Source organism: Streptomyces sp. NPDC104106 (assembly GCF_055584345.1).
The window spans coordinates 267,065-287,096 of the sequence record NZ_JBVJMF010000012.1 but is presented as its reverse complement, the minus strand read 5'-3'; the positions used below and the strand labels follow the sequence as shown (position 1 = coordinate 287,096).

18 protein-coding genes and 1 riboswitch are annotated in these 20,032 nt (G+C 72.9%); of the genes, 16 read left to right on the top strand and 2 right to left on the bottom strand.

The features are described from left to right. Window positions 1-371: 371 nt before the first annotated feature. The 10 genes from ACZ60X_RS27340 to ACZ60X_RS27295 all read left to right on the top strand — a co-directional run bounded on the left by ACZ60X_RS27340 (window position 372) and on the right by ACZ60X_RS27295 (window position 13,349). Window positions 372-4,487, top strand: a complete 4,116-nt coding sequence (locus ACZ60X_RS27340) for a molybdopterin-dependent oxidoreductase (protein ID WP_469603626.1) — start codon at window positions 372-374, stop codon at window positions 4,485-4,487. 437 nt (window positions 4,488-4,924) lie between these two features. Then, window positions 4,925-5,097: riboswitch (M-box (ykoK) riboswitch) on the top strand. Window positions 5,098-5,426: 329 nt separating this feature from the next. Then, complete coding sequence (locus tag ACZ60X_RS27335) at window positions 5,427-6,773, top strand: magnesium transporter MgtE N-terminal domain-containing protein (protein ID WP_469603623.1); 1,347 nt, start codon at window positions 5,427-5,429, stop codon at window positions 6,771-6,773. Next, the gene (locus ACZ60X_RS27330) at window positions 6,770-8,062 is read left to right on the top strand and encodes an NRAMP family divalent metal transporter (protein ID WP_469603619.1); all 1,293 of its coding nucleotides are present in this window, start codon (window positions 6,770-6,772) and stop codon (window positions 8,060-8,062) included. The genes ACZ60X_RS27335 and ACZ60X_RS27330 overlap by 4 nt, the downstream gene beginning before the upstream one ends. A gap of 135 nt (window positions 8,063-8,197) precedes the next feature. Further along, window positions 8,198-9,235, top strand: a complete 1,038-nt coding sequence (locus tag ACZ60X_RS27325; protein ID WP_469603616.1) for a cytochrome c oxidase assembly protein — start codon at window positions 8,198-8,200, stop codon at window positions 9,233-9,235. A gap of 127 nt (window positions 9,236-9,362) precedes the next feature. Continuing rightward, complete coding sequence (locus ACZ60X_RS27320) at window positions 9,363-9,767, top strand: class I SAM-dependent methyltransferase (protein ID WP_469603613.1); 405 nt, start codon at window positions 9,363-9,365, stop codon at window positions 9,765-9,767. A gap of 26 nt (window positions 9,768-9,793) precedes the next feature. Beyond that, window positions 9,794-9,937: a hypothetical protein gene (locus ACZ60X_RS27315; protein WP_469603610.1), complete on the top strand. Its 144-nt coding sequence runs from the start codon at window positions 9,794-9,796 to the stop codon at window positions 9,935-9,937. Window positions 9,938-10,229: 292 nt separating this feature from the next. Next, window positions 10,230-10,622 carry a hypothetical protein gene (locus ACZ60X_RS27310; protein WP_469603607.1) on the top strand — a complete coding sequence of 131 codons (393 nt, stop codon included), beginning with the start codon at window positions 10,230-10,232 and terminating at the stop codon, window positions 10,620-10,622. 56 nt (window positions 10,623-10,678) lie between these two features. Continuing rightward, window positions 10,679-11,239: a DUF2269 domain-containing protein gene (locus ACZ60X_RS27305; RefSeq protein ID WP_469603604.1), complete on the top strand. Its 561-nt coding sequence runs from the start codon at window positions 10,679-10,681 to the stop codon at window positions 11,237-11,239. A gap of 259 nt (window positions 11,240-11,498) precedes the next feature. Then, window positions 11,499-12,857: a hypothetical protein gene (locus ACZ60X_RS27300; protein ID WP_469603600.1), complete on the top strand. Its 1,359-nt coding sequence runs from the start codon at window positions 11,499-11,501 to the stop codon at window positions 12,855-12,857. An 87-nt stretch (window positions 12,858-12,944) separates the two neighbouring features. Further along, entirely contained in the window at window positions 12,945-13,349 is a 405-nt protein-coding gene (locus ACZ60X_RS27295) for a hypothetical protein (protein ID WP_469603598.1), read from the top strand. A 170-nt stretch (window positions 13,350-13,519) separates the two neighbouring features. On the opposite strand, the gene ACZ60X_RS27290 is transcribed toward ACZ60X_RS27295, so the two are convergent. Continuing rightward, window positions 13,520-13,963: an ATP-binding protein gene (locus ACZ60X_RS27290; RefSeq protein ID WP_469603595.1), complete on the bottom strand. Its 444-nt coding sequence runs from the start codon at window positions 13,961-13,963 to the stop codon at window positions 13,520-13,522. Between the two features lie 282 nt (window positions 13,964-14,245). On the opposite strand from ACZ60X_RS27290, the gene ACZ60X_RS27285 reads away from it, so the two are divergent. From ACZ60X_RS27285 to ACZ60X_RS27260, 6 genes are all read left to right on the top strand, one after another. After that, complete coding sequence (locus ACZ60X_RS27285; protein ID WP_469603592.1) at window positions 14,246-15,112, top strand: helix-turn-helix domain-containing protein; 867 nt, start codon at window positions 14,246-14,248, stop codon at window positions 15,110-15,112. Further along, window positions 15,109-15,360: a DUF397 domain-containing protein gene (locus ACZ60X_RS27280; RefSeq protein WP_469603590.1), complete on the top strand. Its 252-nt coding sequence runs from the start codon at window positions 15,109-15,111 to the stop codon at window positions 15,358-15,360. Before ACZ60X_RS27285 ends, ACZ60X_RS27280 begins: the two co-directional genes overlap by 4 nt. A gap of 81 nt (window positions 15,361-15,441) precedes the next feature. Further along, window positions 15,442-16,257, top strand: coding sequence for an SAM-dependent methyltransferase (locus ACZ60X_RS27275; protein ID WP_469603588.1), 816 nt, complete (start codon window positions 15,442-15,444; stop codon window positions 16,255-16,257). 221 nt (window positions 16,258-16,478) lie between these two features. Next, window positions 16,479-17,327 (top strand): hypothetical protein, encoded by an 849-nt coding sequence (locus ACZ60X_RS27270; RefSeq protein WP_469603585.1) that lies wholly within the window; start codon window positions 16,479-16,481, stop codon window positions 17,325-17,327. A gap of 301 nt (window positions 17,328-17,628) precedes the next feature. Then, window positions 17,629-18,324 carry a glycerophosphodiester phosphodiesterase gene (locus ACZ60X_RS27265; RefSeq protein WP_469603581.1) on the top strand — a complete coding sequence of 232 codons (696 nt, stop codon included), beginning with the start codon at window positions 17,629-17,631 and terminating at the stop codon, window positions 18,322-18,324. A 148-nt stretch (window positions 18,325-18,472) separates the two neighbouring features. After that, window positions 18,473-18,763, top strand: a complete 291-nt coding sequence (locus tag ACZ60X_RS27260; protein ID WP_469603578.1) for a hypothetical protein — start codon at window positions 18,473-18,475, stop codon at window positions 18,761-18,763. A gap of 330 nt (window positions 18,764-19,093) precedes the next feature. Here the strand turns inward: ACZ60X_RS27260 and ACZ60X_RS27255 are convergent, their stop codons facing one another. Next, window positions 19,094-19,963: a LysR family transcriptional regulator gene (locus ACZ60X_RS27255; protein WP_469603576.1), complete on the bottom strand. Its 870-nt coding sequence runs from the start codon at window positions 19,961-19,963 to the stop codon at window positions 19,094-19,096. Window positions 19,964-20,032 lie beyond the last annotated feature (69 nt).

Here is a 20,032-nt window from a genome sequence, read left to right as displayed (position 1 = left end):
GGGGGGGCGCGCCCCCCCCCCCCCCCCCCCCCCCCCCCCCCCCCCCCCCCCCCCCCCCCCCCCCCCCCCCCCCCCCCCCCCCGCCCCCGGCGGGGCCCCCCCCCCGCCGGGGCCCGGGAGGGGGGAGAGTCCGCCTCCGGTGCGCCTGCGGCGGCCCGTGCCACCGTGGCAGGCGCCCCGGTGGACCGAGCCGCACAGCGAGGCCCGTCCATCCGTCCACGGCCGGGCCCGGACCCGGCTCACAGCCGGCTCCCGGCCCCTGTGCGGCAGGCGTAACCCCTCATGATCGGGCGCCGAGACACCGGCGTAATGAGCGGTTCGTACGGTCACGAAGGGTGAGATCAGGTCGAGCACTGGACAGGGAGGCGCCCGTGGCCGCGCCGGGCTCGCGGAGCGAGGGCACGACGAAGGTGCGGACGGTGTGCTCGTACTGCGGAGTGGGCTGCGGCATCGTCCTCGACGTGGGCACGGGACCGGACGGACGGCGTACGGTCCTGAGGGCGAGCGGGGACAAGGAGCACCCGGCGAACGCCGGACGGCTGTGCACCAAGGGTGCGACCACGGCCGACATGCTCGCCGCACCCGGCCGGCTGGCCACCGCCCTCGTGCGGCCCGAACGCGGAGCGGAACCCCGCCCCGCCCCCCTCGCGGCCGCCGTCACCGAGACCGCCCGCCGGCTGCGCGCGATCATCGACGAGCACGGGCCCGACGCGGTCGCTCTCTACGTCTCCGGGCAGATGAGCCTGGAGGCGCAGTACCTGGCGAACAAGCTGGCCAAGGGATTCATCGGCACCAACCAGATCGAGTCCAACTCCCGGCTGTGCATGGCCAGCGCCGGCACCGGCTACAAGCTGTCCCTGGGCGCGGACGGGCCGCCCGGCTCCTACCAGGACTTCGACAAGGCCGACGTCTTCCTCGTCATCGGCTCCAACATGGCCGACTGCCACCCCATCCTCTTCCTGCGGATGATGGACCGGGTGAAGTCGGCGGGCGCCGAACTGATCGTCGTCGACCCCCGGCGCACCGCCACCGCGGCCAAGGCCGACCTGTTCCTCCAGATCAAGCCCGGCACCGACCTCGCGCTGCTCAACGGGCTGCTGCACCTGCTGCACGAGAACGGGCACACCGACCCCGGGTTCATCGCCGCGCACACCGAGGGCTGGGAGGAGATGCCCGCCTTACTCGCCGACTACCCGCCCGCCACCGTCGCCGCGATCACCGGCATCCCGGAGGAGGACATCCGGCAGGCCGCACGGCTGATCGGCGAGGCGGGGGAGTGGACGAGCTGCTGGACGATGGGCCTGAACCAGTCCACGCACGGCACCTGGAACACCAACGCCCTGGTCAACCTCCATCTCGCCACCGGCGCGATCTGCCGGCCGGGCTCCGGTCCCTTCTCGCTGACCGGCCAGCCCAACGCCATGGGCGGCCGGGAGATGGGCTACATGGGGCCGGGACTGCCCGGCCAGCGGTCCGTGCTCGCCGCCGCCGACCGGGCCTTCGTCGAGGAACTGTGGGAGCTGGAGCCGGGCACCCTGCGGGCCGACGGGGTGGGCAGGGGCACCGTGGAGATGTTCCGGAAGATGGCCGACGGGGACATCAAGGCGTGCTGGATCATCTGCACCAACCCGGTCGCCTCCGTCGCCCACCGCAAGACCGTCATCGAGGGGCTGGAAGCCGCCGAACTCGTCGTCACCCAGGACGTGTTCGCCGAGACGGAGACGAACGCGTACGCCGACATCGTCCTGCCCGGCGCGCTGTGGACCGAGACCGAGGGCGTCCTGGTCAACAGCGAGCGCAACCTCACCCTCGCCCGCCCGGCCGCCGACCCGCCCGGAGAGGCGACGGCGGACTGGCGGATCATCGCCGCCGTGGCCCGCGAGATGGGATACGACAAGGGGTTCGCCCACGACAGCGCCGAGGAGGTCTTCGAGGAGATCAAGCGGGCCTGGAACCCGGTGACCGGCTGGGACCTGCGCGGGGTGAGCTACGAGCGGCTGCGGACCACGCCCGTGCAGTGGCCCGCGGCCCCCGAGGGGCCCGACCGCAATCCGGTCCGCTACGTCGGCGAGCACGGTTCACCCCTGTTCCCGACCGCGAGCGGCCGCGCGGTCTTCCACGCCCGGCCGCACATCCCGGCCGCGGAGATGCCCGACGACGACTACCCGTTCGTGCTCAACACCGGCCGGCTCCCGCACCAGTGGCACACCCTGACCAAGACGGCGAAGGTGGCCAAGCTGAACAAGCTCAACCCCGGCCCCTTCGCGGAGGTGCACCCCGAGGACGCCGACCGGCTCGGCCTCGCCGACGGGGATTCCGTGGAGGTCGCCTCGCGGCGCGGGCGGGCCGTGCTGCCGGCGCTCGTCACCGACCGCGTGCGGCCGGGCTGTTGCTTCGCGCCGTTCCACTGGAACGACCTGTTCGGCGAGTACCTCAGTGTCAACGCGGTGACCAGCGACGCCGTCGACCCGCTGTCGTTCCAGCCCGAGTTCAAGGTGTGCGCCGTGTCGCTGACCAAGGTGGCCACGCCCGTGACGGTGCGGGCCTCCGTGCCGGTGGCCGCGGGCGCCATGGCCCCCGTCCCCGCGCCGCCGCCCGCGCCGTCCGCCGTGTCCGTGAGCGCCGCCCTCGGCCTGGAACCCGCGCCGCCACCGGTCCTGGCCGAACACGAACGCCGGTATCTGACCGGCTTCCTGGCCGGGATCCCGTCCGGCGCCCCGGGCGTACCGGTCCTGCCGCCCGACGCCCCGTTCCGCGCGGAGCACGCCCTGTGGGTCAACGGCTTCCTGGCCGGGATGTACTCCCGTACCTCCGGGACCGAGGCGGTGCCCGCGTCCGGGAACGGCGGCTCCGGGGACACCCGCCGCCAGGTGGTGGTGCTCTGGGCGTCGCAGACCGGGAACGCGGAGGAGTTCGCGGCCGCGGCGGCGCAGCGGCTCACCGCGGACGGCCACCGCGCCGCCCTGATGCCCATGGCGGAGGCGGACCCCGCCGCGCTGCCGTCCGACGCCGATCTGCTGCTGATCACGAGCACCTTCGGCGACGGCGACGCCCCGGACAACGGCACCGGCTTCTGGGACGCCCTCGCCTCGCCCGACGCACCGCGCCTGAACGGCAGGCGGTACGCCGTCCTGGCCTTCGGCGACTCCTCCTACGACGACTTCTGCGGCCACGGCCGCCGGCTCGACCGGCGCATGGCGGAACTGGACGCGATACCGCTGGCCCCGCGCACCGACTGCGAACCGGACTACGAGAGCGCGGCCGGAGCCTGGCTGGACCGGATACGCACCGCGCTGACCGGCACCGAGCAGCCGGCATCCGCGCCGGCCCCCGCCGCCCCGCAGGCCGCCGCCCCCCGGCCGAGCCGCCCGGCACCCGTCACCGCCCGCCTCACCGGCAATCGCCTGCTCAGCCTGCCCGGCGCCGGCAAGGAGGTCCGCCGCTTCACCTTCGACACCCGGGACAACGCCGCCCCGCTCGGCTACGAGGCCGGGGACGCCCTGTCCGTGCAGCCGGTCAACCGGCCGGAGCTGGTGACCGAATGGCTCGCCGTCACCGGCGTCGACGCGGATGCGGCCGTACAGGTCAGGAGCGCCGGGGAGGTGCCGTTCGCCGAGGCCCTGCTCCGGCACCTGGACATCACGCGTGTCACCCCCGAGCTGCTGCGCTTCGTCGCCGACCGCACCCGCGACCCGCGTGAGCTGCGCAAGCTGCTCCGGCCGGACAACAGGGGCGAGCTGGCCCGGTGGACCTGGGGCCGCCAAGCCGTCGACGTGGTGGCCGAGTTCGGCATCCGGGCCGGCGCGCAGGAGTGGGCCGGCGTACTGGGCCGCCTGCAGCCCCGGCTGTACTCCATATCGTCCAGCCCCCTGACCGACCCCCACCTCGTGTCCCTGACGGTCTCCGTCGTCCGGTACGAGAACCTGGGCGGCCGTCCCCGCCAGGGCGTGTGCTCGCCCTTCCTCGCCGACGCGGAGCCCGGCACCCCGGTGCCGGTCCGCGTCCAGCGGGCCCCGCACTTCCGGCCGCCCGCCGACCCCGCCACCCCGGCGGTCATGGTGGGCCCCGGCACCGGCGTCGCGCCGTTCATGGGCTTCCTCCAGGAGCGCCGGGCGCGCGGTCACCACGCCCCGAACTGGCTGTTCTTCGGCGAACAGCACCGGGCGACCGACTTCTACTACGAGGCGGAACTGACCGGGTTCCTCGCCGACGGCACGCTCACCCGGCTGGACACCGCCTTCTCCCGCGACCAGCGCGCCAAGGTCTACGTCCAGGACCGCATGCGCGAACACGGACCGCTGCTGTGGTCCTGGCTCCAGGACGGAGCCCACTTCTACGTCTGCGGCGACGCCTCACGCATGGCCAAGGACGTCGACCGGGCCCTGCGCGAGATCGCCGTCGTGCACGGCGGGCTGGACGAGGCGGAGGCCGCCGCCTACGTCAAGCAGCTCGCCGCCGACAAGCGGTATGTGCGGGACGTCTACTGAGCCGGGCCGCTCCGAGACGGCCGCCCGCCGGCGGTCGCGGTGTGCGCGGGAGACCGCCCTGCTCGGCGACGATCTCCGGGGCGGTGACACCGGGCCGGCCGGCAGGGCGTCCATCAGCAGCCTGATGACGGAGCACGCCCGGTCGCGGTCGGCGGCGTGGGCCCAGGGCATGTCGGAGCCGAGTGGAGCGGCGCCCGGGCGGGGGCCAGGACCATCGGGTCGTTGTCGAGTGGACGCCCCCTCGCTCTACATCCCAACTCCCTTCATTCACTGGGAAGTTGGCGTGAGCTGGCGGCCCACGGCGCCGGTCCGGGTGTCCGCTCCGGGGTGCGCGGACGTCTCAACGGTCGGTCTCCGTTCCGTAGCGCACAGGTCAAGGGCAGGTCATGGGTGCGGAAGGCGGGTTGCGGTACGCGTATCGTTGGTGCCGACGAACAAAGGCACCTCGTTCGGTGAGGCGTCTTCACGGACACAGGCCACTGATCCCACCCGTCGAGAGACGCTCCGGATCAGGACAGGTCTCCCCGGCACAAGGGGTGACCCCAGGTGGCTTCCCCGCGCCGGGGATCACGCCGTGGAGTGCCAAAGCTCTGACGAGAAGGGGTGTGCCGGGCCGGGCCGGCTCTGGCTGCCCTCCGCCACAGGACCGCGACACTCTCAGCGCGGCCGTGACCGGGAGGAGGCGACATGGACAGTAGTCCGGGCCATAGTCGGCCCCTCCCCGTGTTGTCCGCGCCGTCCTTCCGCGGCCCGCAGCAGCCTTTCCTTCCCTGAACCCCGACCGGACCTCCGGTTCACCGGCCTGACCGGCCGCGCGATGGCGTGTGCCCGGTGCGCCCGGTGCCCGTGGCCGGGCAGGAGGCGCGTTGCCACGGGCCGCCCGTAGCCCCGTCATGCCGGGGCAAGGGGGTGTTCACCTTGGCTGCCCACACTCTGTTCATGTCCACCTCAGCCCGTCTGCGAGACCGCCGGGTCAACCTGGAGCGCCGTGCCACCGCGTCCAAGGCGGTCCGCACCTCGCTGGTCTCCCTCGCCGGGCTGATCGGCGGGCCGGCCACCAACCAGTCCGGCGACGAGGTCGGCCGCATCGTCGACGTCGTCGCCCGGCTCTACGGCACCGACTCCTACCCGCCGGTCACCGGACTCATCCTGCGCATCGGGCGCCGCCGCACCTTCCTGCCCGCCCACGCCGTCGGCAAGGTGCACGCCGGGCACGTACGGCTGCGTACCGCCCGCGTGGACCTGCGCGACTTCGTCCGCCGCCCCGGCGAGGTGCTGCTGGCCAAGGACGTGCTCGACCACCAGCTGGTCGACGTCGACGGCGTCCAGGTCACCCGGGCCGCCGACCTGTACCTGGCACCCCTGGTCGACCAGATCGTCCTCGTCGGCGTGGACGTCTCGCTGCCCACCCTGCTGCGCCGGCTCGGCCCGCGCCGCTGGCAGGCCCGGCCCACCCCGGAGCGCGTGCTGGACTGGCAGGCCGTCGCCCCCTTCGCCGAGCAGGCCACCGAGGGCCCGGCCGAGGTGCGCCTGCGCGCCTCCCGGGCCGCGCTGCACCGGCTGCGCCCGGCCGACCTCGCCGACATCCTCGAAGACCTCGGCCGCGCCGAGCGCCAGCAGCTGCTCGGCTGGCTGGAGCCGGAGCAGGCCGCCGACGCGCTGGAGGAGATGGAACCGGCCGAGCTGCAGAACCTGCTGCGCGAGGCCCAGCCGGAGCACGCCGCCCGCCTGGTGGACGAGATGGAGCCCGACGAGGCCACCGACGCCCTGCGCGACCTCACCCGCGACGAGCGCGAGGCCCTGCTGACCCGGATGCCCAAGGACGAGGCGGCGGAACTGCGCCGCCTGCTGACCCACCGGGAGGGCACCGCGGGCGGTGCCATGACCACCCTGCTGATCACCGCCCGGCCGGACGAGACGGTTGCCGAGGTGCGCGGCCGGCTGGCCGAGCAGCACGAGCACCGGACCGAGATCGACGCGGTCGCCGTCGTGGACGGTACGGACCGGCTGCTGTCCGACATACCGTTGTTCGACCTGGCGGTGGCCGAGGACACCACCCCCATCTCCGACCTGGTGACCTGGCGGGCCCAGTTCGGACCCCCGGACACCGTCCACGCCGACACCTCCCTCGCGGACGCCGCCGACCAGCTGGTCGCGGCCCGCGCCTCCTCGCTCCTCGTGGTCGACGACTCCGCCCGCCCGATCGGCCGGATCCTGGCCGACGACCTGCTCGACGCCCTGCTGCCCGAACGCGGCCGACTGCACTTCCGGAGGTTCCTCCAGTGACCCGCGACCTCGACACCGCCACCGCCCCCGCGCAGGCCCCCGCGCCCGCGCGCTGGACCGGCTGGCGGCGCCTCACCATGATCGCGGCGGTCGCCGGGCCCGGACTGGTCGCCGCGAACGCGGGTAACGACGCCGCCGGCATCGCCACCTACGCCTCGGCCGGCTCCCAGTTCACCTACGGCACCCTGTTCTTCATGGTGCTCGTCACCATCGCCCTGGTGATGGTGCAGGAGATGGCCGTCCGGCTCGGCGCCCACACCGGCAAGGGCCTCGGCGCCCTGATCCGCGAACAGTTCAGCCTGCGCCTGACCGCGCTCGCCGTCGGCTGTCTCCTGCTCGCCAACACCGGTCTGGTCGTCTCCGAGTTCGCGGGCATCGGTGCCGCCTTCGACCTGCTGGGTGTCCCCAAGTGGGCGGTGATCCCGCCGGCGGCGGTCCTGCTGTGGGCGCTGGTGCTGTTCGGCTCCTACCACTGGGCCGAGCGCATCTTCCTGATCATGTCGCTGGCCTTCTTCGCCTACCCGGTCGCGATGATCCTCGGCCACCCCGACTGGGGAAAGGTCGGCCACAACCTCGTCATCCCGCACATGGAGCCGAACAAGGCCTTCATCCTGCTCGCGGTCGCCCTGATCGGCACGACGGTCAGCCCGTACATGCAGTTCTACGCCGCCGCGGGCGTCGTGGACCGGGGCGCCAAGCCCGCCGACTACCCGCTCATCCGCGCCGACGCCATCCTCGGCGCCGTCTTCGCCTGCGTCATCAGCCTGACGATCATCGTCGCCACGGCCGCGGCCATCGGCGGCACCGGCCCGCTGGACTCGGCCGCCCAGGCCGCCGAGGCGCTGAAGCCGGTCGCGGGCCAGGGCGCCGAGCTGCTGTTCGCCCTGGGCCTGCTCGGTGCCTCCGCCCTCGCCGGCGCCGTCGTCCCGCTCTCGGCCAGCTACGCCATCGGAGAGGCCGCCGGCGTGGAGCGCTCGGTCTCCCGCAGCTTCCGCGACGCCCCGCTCTTCCTCGGCCTGTTCACCGCCCAGATCGCCCTCGGCGCCGCGGTGGCGATGACCCCGGTCGACGTCATCCAGCTGCTCATCGGCACCCAGGTCCTCCAGGGCCTGATCAGCCCGATCGTCCTGGTCTACCTCCTGGTCCTGACCAACCGCCGCTCGGTTCTCGGCGACGCCGCCAACGGCCCGCGCTACCGCGTGGCCGCCACCGCCGTGGTCGTCGGCGTCGCGGCCATGTCGACGATCCTCCTCGTCCAGACGGTCCTGGGCTGGTTCGGTCTCGGCTGATCCGCGCCGTTCACCCCGGCGCGCCGCACCCCGCTGCCGGACCGCGGGCCGCCGGGGACTACCGTCCCGTGGTGGACCCGAGCCGGACTCTTCCGCGCCGAGCCCCGCGTACCGAGTCGAAGGAGGACGAACCGCATGGATGGCCACGCGCTGACCGCACTGTCGGCCGGTCAGCTTCCGGAGCTGACCACAGGACGTCTGCTGTCCACGTGGCAGCTCGACGTCCCCGCGCTGCTGCTGGTCATCGCCCTGGGCGCGCTCTACGGCTGGGGCCTGGCGCGGCTGCGCGCACGGGGCGAGCCGTGGCCGGCGGTCCGCGTGGCCGCCTTCACGCTGCTCGGCCTGGGCGCGCTGGTGGTGGCCACGATGTCCGCGCTCGCCGTCTACGACCACGTGCTGTTCTGGCCGGCCGCCGTGCAGAACATCCTCCTGGACCTCGTCGCCCCCCTGGGCCTCGCCCTCGGCGACCCGCTGCGGCTCGCCGTCGAGGCCCTGCCGGAGAGCGCCGCCGGGCGGATGCGCCGGGCCATGACGGGCAGGCTGGTGCGGGCGCTGACGTTCCCGTTCGTCAGCACGGCCCTGGTGCTCGTCACGGAGCTGACGGTGTACTTCACGCCGTACTTCGCCACCGCGCTGCGCGTGGGCTGGCTGCACGAGGTGATGTATCTGCACCTGCTCGTGGCGGGCTGCCTCTTCGTCGTACCGATGCTGACCCACGAGCAGACACTGCCGCGCTGGTGCACCCACCCGGTCCGCGCGGCCCTGGTCTTCCTGGACGGCATCGTGGACGCGGTCCCGGGCGTGGTGGTGATGACGCACGGCACGCTGATCGCCGGCGCCTGGTACCTGCACCACGCGCCGACCTGGTCCCGGGACGTCCGGCACGACCAGCAGATCGGCGGTGGCGCGATGCTCAGCATCGCCGAACTGGTCGCCCTGCCCTTCCTGCTGGCCCTGCTCTACCAGTGGGCACGCGCGGAGCGGGCCCAGAACGCCGCGCTGGACCGCCGTCTGGACGCCGAACTCGCCCCGGCCGTCCTGCCGGCACCGGCCTTCGACCACCCCCAGCAGGCCCCGGCTCCCGCCGCGTCCGCCGAGCGGGTACGCCCGTGGTGGGAGACGGAGCAGAACGACGTGGCCGCCAGGATTCGCAGCCAGCACCGGGACACCTGAGACGAAGGCCCGTGCCCCGCGCCCGCCTCCGATCGCTCCACTACCGTGACCCGGCGCGGACACGGACAACTGGCTGGCGGACACCCGGACCTCCTACGACACGGTCGCGGCCGGTTACGCCGACCTGGTGCGCGAGGCGCTGGCCAAGGCGCCCTACCTCCGGACCGCCCTGACGCTGTTCGCCGGCGCGGTGCGCGCCGCCGGCGGCGGACCGGTGGCGGACGTGGGCTGCGGCCCCGGCCACGTGACCGCCCACCTGAGGGAGCTGGGAGTGGACGCCTTCGGCATCGACCTTTCCCCCGCGATGATCGACCTGGCCCGGCAGGACCACCCCGGCCTGCGCTTCGAGGTGGGCTCGATGACCGACCTCGCACTCGCCGACGACCCGGTCACCGGCCTGCTCGCCTTCTGGTCGCTCATCCACGTTCCCGACGACGCCGTGCCCACGGTCTTCGGCCACTTCCGGCGCGTGCTGCGCCCCGGCGCCCCCCCCTGCTGCTCGGCTTCCACGCCGGCGACGGATCGACGCTGAAGACGGAGGGCTACGGCGGTCACCCGATGCGGGTCCACGTCCATCGCCGCCGGCCCGAGCGGGTGGCGGCCCGGCTGCGCGACGCGGGGTTCGGCGTCGACGTCCGGATGGACGTCGACCTCGACAAGAGTTCTCCCCGGGCGTTCCTCTTCGCGCACCGGCGGCGCTGAGCGAGCCACTGGAAGTACCGCGACATGCCGTCGGGCGGCTGCGGGCCCGGCCCGTGCGGCACGGCCCGGACCGGCGGCGTCAGCGGCCGAGAACGCCCAGCACGGCGTCCGCCATGACGCGCTCACCCGTGGCGTTCGGGTGGAGCGACAGCGTGGGCGAGGCCGGCAGCAGCCCCTCGATCCAGGGCGCGGCGGAACAGCTGTCGTGGCCCAGCGTCGGTGAGCGTGTCCCCGTACGTGGCGTTGGGAGACGGCGTCCGAACTGCTCCTCCAACGCGACCGCGAACGCTCCGTGCTGGTCGAGGCGCTGTTCACGGGCGTGCTCACCGTCCGCACCACCCTGTGGGAAGCCGCCGACGCGCTCGGCCTGCCGGCCGAGGGGCCCTTCCTGGTCGTGGCCGCCGGCGTCCCCGTGCCCGGACGGGAGGCGCTGCCCGGCGTCGAGCCCCGGCTGCCGGCCGAGCGGATCCGCTCCGCATGGCGGCTGCTGCCCGACGTCACGCCGGCCCGGACCTGGCTGCCGTGCCTGCGCACGGACGCGATCGGGCACGGGACGAACGCCGGCAGCACGGGGGCGGCCGGCACCGTACTCGCCGCGGAGCAGCCGGGGTTACTTCCGCCGGCGGACGCCCCGCACGGCCGGGACACCCCAACCTGGGACGTGCACCCGCACTCCCTGACCTGATCGAGGTAGGCATGCCCCCCTCCGCCGAAACGTCGCCGCCGCCTCCGCCACCGGCTGTGGTGACACCGGCCCGGCACGGCACGCAGCGACATCCGCGCCGCCTGCTGCCGCCCAGGGCGCGCAAGAGCGTCGTCGTCGTCCACGTGGTCGTCTCCGTCAGCTGGCTGGCCCTGATGCTCTGCCTGCTGACCCTCGGTACCACGGCGCTGGCCACGCACGACGCCGACACCGTGCGGACCGCCTACCGGGCGATGAGCATGCTGGGGGACGCCCTGATCATCCCCCTGAGCCTGCTCACGCTGGTCAGCGGTGTGGTGCTGGCGCTCGGCACGCCGTGGGGCCTGTTCCGGTACCCCTGGGTCGCCACGAAGTTCTGGCTGACCCTGGCGGCCACGGCGGCCTCGATCTTCGCCCTCACCGCCCGGCTGCACGACGCGGTGGCCGCCGTGGCCCGGCACCCGGTGGGTCCCGTCTCCGCCATGAACCTCGGATTCATCCGCTACAACATGGTGATCGTCCCCTCCGTCGCGCTCCTGCTGTACCTCGCCAACGTCGTCCTGTCCGTCTTCAAACCGTGGGGCCGGCGCCCGGCCGCACGAAGCGCGAACAGCCGGTAGCCTCCGCACGTCCGCGCCCCGGCCGGTCCCAGACGGCCGCAACCGGCCGTTGCGCGAGGCTACTTGGCCGGCGGGCCGTCGAGGCGGGACGCGGAACGTGTGCGCCCGAGGATCCGGATGACACGAGCGGTTTCCCTGCCGTCGCAGTGGGGAGCACTCCCACGACATACCGTGAGAGAGATCCGCTGTCGTGAGGTGGCACATGGGCGATGCGGCACGAGGGGCGGGGTTACCGGACCCGCGTTCCGTGCACAACGACGTGTCGCATTCCGAGGCGACCTCGATCATCCAGGCCGGTGTCATCCTCGGCGGGATCCACTTCCACTTCCCGGACGATCTGGCGGACCGCCCGCCGGGGCCGCCCCCGCCCGCCCTGTTCGATGCCGCAGCGCCGCTGCTCAGCCGCGAGCAGGCCGACGAGGCTTATCGAGCCGCGTGCGAGCTCGAGTTCGGCTGGGACGAGCGCACCGACGATGACCGGGACAGAATCGAACTCCTGCACCGCGCGGCCGCCGAGGCGGGCAACGCCGACGCGATGGCGCGTGTGGGCCTCATCGCAGAGGGCCGGCTGCCGAGCCTGATGCGGGGCACAGAGCCCAGGGAGCCGTCCGCCGAGGACATCGGGACGGCCAAAGGCTGGTACACCAGGTCCGCGACGCGCGGAAGCGCCTTCGGCGCCCTGTATCTGGGGCGCCTCTACGAGGAGCGGCTCGGCGATCCGGCGGAGGCCCTGAGGTGGTACGAGAAGGCAGCCCACGGCGGTCATGACGCGGGGCGGGCACGGTACGAGGGGCTGCGCAAGAGATTGCTCCTCGGGCTTGGTCCGCTGGCAGGAGGCCGGGAGTTCGGGGAGAAGCACGCACAGCCGACCGGGCGGGTACAGGCGACCGTAGGGGATGCGATGACGTCACGAGACGCTTACGGACAATGGCTGAACGACGCGTGGCGCGGCAGCGAGGCCAGCGCCATGGCCGCGTGCCTGTGGGCACTGGCGGAGGCGTTCGGCGGCAGTTACGGGGAGTGGGGCACCCTCGATGAGGGTGCGCAGGCGGCCGTCCTCCAGCACTTCAGCACGCTGCACCCCACCCAGGTCACACTTCCGGCGGTCGCCTTCGAGTACCAGGAGAGCGTGGGCGACGGAAATCTGCGGGCACTCGCGACGAAGCTGCGCACCGACCCCCGCTCGGTGGCGCCGGCGGGGAAGTACGCGCCCGTCTGGCTCCGGAAAGTACGGGACAACCGGGTCAGTACCCAGGAATTCACGTACGCGATCGAATTGGATATACAGGACTACGACTCGCTCCAGTGGTGCATCGACCAGGCCATCGAGAGCATGCGGAGCGAGAAGCGGCCCGACGAGAGGCATCTGGAGAACCTGCTCGACCTCAACATGCTCGGTCGCGCCCTGGCGGAAGGGCGCGACCGCGCGGTTCCGGCGGCATCGGGAGGCGGGGAGCGCTGGGAGTTCATGGTCCTCACCACGCCCGAGTGCATGGCCCTGCTGAAGAAACTCTCCGTGGGCTACTCACGCGGGAGCGACGGGCCCGAGGACTTCCAGGAGTTCTGGCGGCGAGTGGACGCCGCCCTGGACGCGGCACCGGCCCACCCGTTCGAGTAGTCGCCTCCTCATCAAGTGTCGCTCACCCTGCGGCCGTTGCCCTACGCTTGCTCCGGAGGCGGGTCCGGGCGAGCGCGAGAGGTGTTCATGGAACCGATAGCGCCGGAACTGCTGATGGCACTCGCGAGCGGCACGGCCGGTGCCGCCGGGCAGCAGATATGGGGGTCCCTGCGCGACCTGGTCCGGCGCGGGACGACGGACGGGGAACCGTACGGCGAGGGCGAACTGAGTGCCCTCGCCACGGCCGTCGGCAGGGCGGACCGTGCCGCACGCGCCGAGCGGTTGGCGCAGGTGCTGGCCGAACGGGCCCGGCAGGACGCCGCGTTCGCCGACGCGCTGCGGGCCTGGCGGCAGGACGCCCATGGCGCGGTGCGGACCGGCTCCGGCAACGTGGACAACGAGGTCTCGGGCGGTCGGCAGCAGACCGTCATCCAGACCCGCGACATCTACGGTGACATCAACATCGGGCAACCGGGACCAGGCGCCGGATGACGGGACACGGGCCGCCTCCGGGTGGCAGGTGGGCGCCGGGGCGGGATCGGGTGCGTCATGCGGGTCCCCTGCGAGAGGCGGACGCCGAGCGGACGCTGCTCGCGCACCGCGCCCGTCACCCTTCCCGCTGGGCACTCCGGTAGGCCAGGCCCTGCCCGGCGTCGGTGACGTCAGGCGGGAGCCGCCAACTCGGCCCAGACGACGTTGCCTTGGGCGCGAGTCGAGCGGGCGCAACCCCAGTGGTCCGCGATCTGCTGGACGAGGAGCAGGCCTCGCCCGCTCTCCTCGTCAGGGCCGGCCCGGCGGTTCGACGGCCGGACCGGGGTGCGGCCGTCGTCGTGGAGTTCGATGCGCAGGCGTTCGCCCTCGCTCAGGGTGAGGCCGCACAGGACGTGGCCGCTGTGTGTGTGGATCACGACGTTCGTGATCAGCTCGGAGACGAGCAGCACGGCGTCGCAGCAGAGGTCGCCGGGAACGTGCCAGGCGCAGAGTCGGTCGCGCACGGTGTCGCGGGCGGCTTTGACGCTGGTGCGCAGGGCGGGCAGGCCGAACCAGTACTCCCGGCGCTGCGCGGTGGCGGCCACGGCCTGGGCTGCGGTCGTGCGGAGGGTCACGGATGTCGCCTTCCAAGGGGGACGGGCGCGGTGGGGGGAGCGGGGGGTCACCCGGAAGTCCGTGGCGGGGAAACCGACGGGCGGCGCCAACTTCGCTCGGGCGAGGCGAGGTTGGTGCCACATCACGACCGCGACGTTGCCGCTCACGGGGTCAACTATGCTCGTGCTCGCGGTCATGCTGCAACCGGCTCCCTGATAATTTCACCGGGACCGTATCGGCCTGGCTTGTTCATCAAGTCGCTGTCACAATCGCTCCGGTGACAGAACATCAGGAGGTTGGGCGTGAGTGAAGCCCGTTCCGGCGTCAGCGCACCCACGGTTCTGCGCATGATCCTCGGCCGCCGGTTGCAGGACATGCGGCAGAACGCGGGCGCCTCGCTGGAGGACGCGGCCAGGGCGCTGCGCGTGAAGCCCCTGACGATCCGCCGGCTGGAGAAGGCCGAGGTCGCGCTGAAGCCTCTCTACGTCGAGAAGCTCCTGGAGACGTACGGCGCGGACCGGCAGGAGATCGACGAGTTCGTCGCCCTGGCCGAACGGGCCAACGAGCCCGGCTGGTGGCACGCCTACCGCGACGTCGTTCCCAGCTGGTTCACCGCGTACGTCAGCCTGGAAACCAGCGCCAAGACCTTGCGCACCTACGAGCCCCACTACGTCACCGGCCTGCTGCAGACCCGCGACTACGCGCGCGGAGTCCTGCGCGGCGGGTTCCCGAACGGCAACGAGGAGGAGCTGGAGCGGCGCGTGGAACTGCGGCTGCGTCGCCAGAGCCTGCTGGACAGGGCGGACGCCCCCACCTTGTGGGTGGTCATGGAGGAAGCCGTCCTGCACCGGGCGGTCGGCGGCCCCCAGGTGATGCGGGAGCAGATCGACCGTCTCCTTGAAGTGTCCGAGCTGGACCACGTCAGCCTCGACGTCGTGCCCTTCTCCGCGGGTGCCCATGTCGGGGCGTGTGCCCCCTTCACCTATTTCCGGTTCGAGGAGCCGGAGCTGCCCGACGTCGTCTACAGCGAACTCCTGTCCGCCTCCGTCTACCTGGACGAGCGGGCGGACGTCGCTGCCCATCTCGAGGCGCACTCCCGCATGTCGCTGCTGACGTCGTCCGAGGACAGCAAGGCGCTCTTGAACCGCATGCGCAAGGAGTACTCATGACCACCAACGACGAGCGCGTCTACAACGGGATGCCGGCCTGCGAGCTGGGGGAGCACGGCTGGGAACGTCCGTGGAGCGGACCCAACGGCGGTCAGTGCGTGGAGACGAAGCAGCTCGCCGACGGCCGCGTGGCCGTACGGCAGTCGACCGACCCGGCCGGACCGGCGTTGATCTACACGCCCGAGGAGATCACCGCTTTCGTCCGCGGGGTCAAACAGGGCTTGGCCGATCATCTGACGGCCGGATGAACCGACGACGAGCGGGAGGGGCCGCAACGGTCCCGTTCCCGGCCCACGGGCAGACGGACGCACACCTTTGAAGGGGAGAGAATGACCACCAGGCAGGCTGGCCGGGACCTCGACACGAGCAGGCCGCACTCAGCCCGGATGTACGACTACTACCTCGGCGGCAAGGACCACTTCGAAGTCGACGAGCAGGCCGCCCTGGCCGTCGCCGACGCCTATCCCGGCATCTTCGTGTGCGCCCGCGAGAACCGCGCGTTCATGCACCGGGCCACCCGTGTCCTGGCGCAGGAGTACGGGATCCGGCAGTGGCTCGACATCGGCACCGGCATCCCGACCGAGCCGAACCTGCACCAGGTGGCCCAGTCCGTGGTGCCCGAGGCCCGGGTCGTGTACGCCGACAACGACCCGCTCGTCCTCAAGTACGCCGAGCGCCTCATGCGCAGCACACCGCAGGGGCGTACGACGTACATCGAGGCCGACGTCAACGATCCCGACTCGCTGCTGGCCGCAGTGGAGGCGTCGGAGGTCCTCGATTTCGACCGGCCGGTCGCCCTGTCCCTGAACGCGCTGATGCACTTCGTCACCGATGCGCAGGACCCGTACGGCATCGTCGGCCGGCTCCTCGACGCCCTCCCGGCGGGCAGCGCCCTCGCCCTGAGCCACTGCACGCCCGACTTCGACCCCGCCACCTGGGAGAAGGTCACCGCCATCTACACCAACGCCGGTACTCCGGTGCAGTTCCGCGCGCAGAAGGACGTCGCCCGCTTCTTCGACGGGCTGGACCTGATCGAGCCGGGAGTCAGCGTCGGCCACCGCTGGCGGCCCGCGGCAACCGGCAGTGACGGCACGCCCACCGACGCCCAGGTCAGCCTGTGGACGGGCGTGGCCATCAAGCGGTAGTCCGCTCGTGCGGGACCGGCGTACGACGGCCACGGACGAGCGCCGTGGTTCCATGGCGGGAGAGGACACCGCCATGGAGCCGCCACCTCGGGCGGCACCGACGCTGAGCACGCGCCGCGTCCGGCACCCCGTCGCCCGGGCCGGTCCCGCCACCACCCGCGACCGGACCGCCTCGGCTGCACCGCGTCGAACGATCACCTGAAGGCTCTGGAGCTGACGGCATGACCCGCCGGACCCCGCTCGCCGCGCGCTCCCACACCCGCTGGGAGGGCACCGCGGCCCGTACCGACGTCGTGCTCTACACGACGGGCGCCAACTCCCGTATCGCCAACCAAACACTCGCGTCCCTCCGCGATTTCGCCGCACGGCAGGGCTGGACCGTCGCGTACGAGGTGTACGACCTGGCACCCCTGCGTGTCCCGGCCCGCCGGCGCACGGGCTGGTGCACCGCTGAACGGCTCCTCGCCACGGGCCGGGCCGCCGGGCTGGTCGTGCCGACCGAGCGCGAGGTGGCGGCCACCCGTGCGGAGCAGACGGCGCTGCGCGAGTGGCTGCTGAGCCTCCCCGCATTCGCCGCCTGCCCCCGCGCGCCCCGGCAGCCGGCCCTGGCGGCCCCGGGCGTGCTCGCAGCCGATCCGGAGCCGGGCCGCGGCGCGCCTGTCGACCGGGAGTGGGCCCGGTCCTATGCCATGACCCCGGCGAGCCTGCGGCGGCTTCGGTGCGAGGCCCGCATGCGCCTGACCCTGCTGAGGTGGCCCGGTGACATCGCCACGGCGATCGAGGTGCTGTCCCGGCTCGCGCACGACTCCGTCAGACTCGCCCAGCCCGCTGACGAGGCGCCGTCGCGGATGACGCTACGGCTGTCCGTGACCGAGGACGAGGAACTGGTGATCGACGTGCAAGACCCGCACTGCGGCGTGCGGTTCGGCAACGCGGCCCTCGCAGGTGAGGAGGGAAGCGGTCTGGTGTACGCACGCCTCCTGGGCGCGGAGGTCAGCTGCTTCTTGTCCGAGGATGCCCGTTTCAGGACGGTCCGGGCGCTCCTGCGGCCTGACGAGGGGACGCTGTGAGCCGACCCCCGCTGCAACGCGTGTACGCGCTGTCGATCCGCGTGGTTGTCCGTCGACGGGCGCGCCGCCGCCTTCGCCGGTCGTCCTCGTCCCAGCCGCGCGCCCGAGGCCGGTGTCGTGTCGCAGGGCGGGGTGAGGGCCTGCGGCGCTTCGGCGACCGTGCCTGGGCCGGGGCGGGCCGAGCCGCGGCCGGACCGGCCCACTAGGCTTGGGCGCTGCGGCGGGCGGTCGCCCGCCGCCCGGCGAGGGGTACGGCCTCGTGCGGCTGCCCCGGATCACCACACCCAAGGACGGCAACCGAGTGTCTTTCTTCACCATCGGCCACCGCGGTGTCATGGCCGCCGAGCCGGAGAACACCCTGCGCTCCTTCCTGCGGGCCGAACGCGAGGGTCTGGACGGCATCGAACTGGACCTGCACCTGAGCAAGGACGGTGAGCTGGTCGTCATGCACGACGACACCCTGGACCGTACGACGGATGGTTCCGGTCCGATCGCCGACCAGAATCTGCGCAAGCTCAAGAAGCTCGACGCCGGCCTCGGCGAGCGCATCCCCACGTTCGAGGAGGTGCTGGACGCCGTCGGGCCGACGCTGCCGATCCAGGCGGAGATCAAGGACGTGGCCGCCGCCCGGTCGCTGGCCAAGGTGCTCACCGACCGTGACCTCCTGGACCGGGTCTCGGTGCTGTCGTTCCACGACGTGGCGCTGATCGAGATCCACCACCTGCTGCCGCGGGCCCGCACCGTGCTGGTGGCAGGCCCCAGCGCGCACCGCGACACCTTCGTCGGCCGCGCTCAGAAGGTCGGTTCCACGCTGGTCAGCGTGGAGCTGCGCCAGCTGAACCGGGCCATCGTGGACAAGTGCGGTGCCGCCGGTATCGACGTGATGGCCTGGACCGTCAACGACGAACGCGATCTGGCGCTGGCCCGGACGCTCGGCCTGGTGGGCTGCGTGACCGACCAGCCGGGGATGAAGCGGCTGGTCGAGGCCACGGCCTGACCTCACGGTTTCCCGGCGCCCGCGAGCCCGAGCTGAGTCACCCACTGCGGCAGCCGGGGTGTGCCGCGCGTCGGGCGGGGTAAGCGCACCGACCGGAATGACGTACTCCGATTTCGGATACGCCGCCCCATGAAACTGGAGGCCAGACATGAGCAAGCCGATGCGGCGCCTTGCGATCACGGGCGTCCCCCTCATGATCGTCGCAGGCGCACTGCTCGGCACCGGTGGCCCGGCAGCAGCGGCCACCCCGCAGCCGACAGCGTCCCTTTCCGTGCAGACCCCCGTAACGGCCGACCGGCAGCCCGCCGCCCACCGGCACATCGATCCCTGGGTCGCCGGCCAGCTGGCCCTGTTCGACCCGGCAGCCGCCCGGCGGCTTGCGGCGTACGACCCTTGGGTCAAGGACCAGCTGGCGCGATTCACCCATGAGGCGAGGTGACCGGGGCGGGGCAGTCGGTGAGCGAGCGCGTGCGCGTCAGCGGCGGCTCGGCGACGGCGCGCCACCGGCCCGCCGGGACGTACCCGGTGCACGATCCTCTCCGGCTGGGCCTGCTTCTTTCGTCGAGCGCAGCGAACCCGCTCGCGCGACGATCCGAAGCCGGCGATGACGGCGCCGAGGCCGCCTCGCGAGGTGCCGGGCGAGCCACCGGGCCTGGGCGGTCGGTGACGCTGCCGGCCGTCGTGGGCACCACTGTCGAAGCCGGCACGCCCGCCCCGGTCTTCGGACGCCCCGCGGTACGCGCGCCCGTCGCCCGGACGGGGCGGCGCGTCAGGTGCGTCCAGGCGCGATCGGGTCGTGGGCCGGCGCGGCCTGCGTGGCGGCGGCCACGAACGAGGCGACCAGAGGCCGGCGGTCCCGCTCGTTCCAGGCGAGCACCAGGCGACTGGGCGGCGCGTCGGTCACCGGGACGCAGACCAGGCCGGCCGGGACCGGATCGACCAGCGAGCGGGGCAGCACCCCGATCATCCGGCCCAACCTGATCATCTGCAGCGTCTGGACCACGTCGGCGACCTCGGGACCGGTGCCGTCGCCGCCCGGTACTCCCTTCCAGGGCGGCAGCGTCTCACCCTCCAGATCGGCCATGCGCACGCACGGGCGCTCCGACAGCCGGTGCCCCGACGGGACGATGACCACGCGGCCCTCGGTGTGGAGCGTCTCGTGGGCCAGGCCGTCGAGGTCGTCGAAGGGCGCGTAGAGCAGGCCGACGTCGGCCCGTCCGTCGCGCAGGAAGTCGGCGCGGTCGGTGGGGCCGCTGAAGAGGATGTCCACCTGGCAGGCCGCGGGCTGGTGCGCGTACGCGGCCAGGATCCCGGACAGCAGGCCGGCGTCGCCACCGGGCTTGAGCACGAGCCGCAGGTGGGCCTGGGCGCCGCCGGCGCGCCGGGCGTACCTCACGGCGGCGCTGACCGCGTTCAGCGCGTGCCGGCCGTGTTCCTGCAACGCCCTCCCGGCCGGGGTGAGCCGGACATGCCGGCTGGAGCGATCGAAGAGCGGGACGCCGAGCCGGGTCTCGATCCGCCGGATGGCCTTCGACAGCGCCGGCTGGGCGATGGAGAGCCGGACGGCGGCCCGCCCGAAGTGCAGCTCGTCGGCGAGCGCGATGAAGTACTCGAGCTCGCGGGTCTCCAAGTCGATCATGCCTGAAGGTTATCGCTGGTTGCCAAACAGGTCTTGGACACGGGCGGTGTGGGCCGTCGAGAATCGACG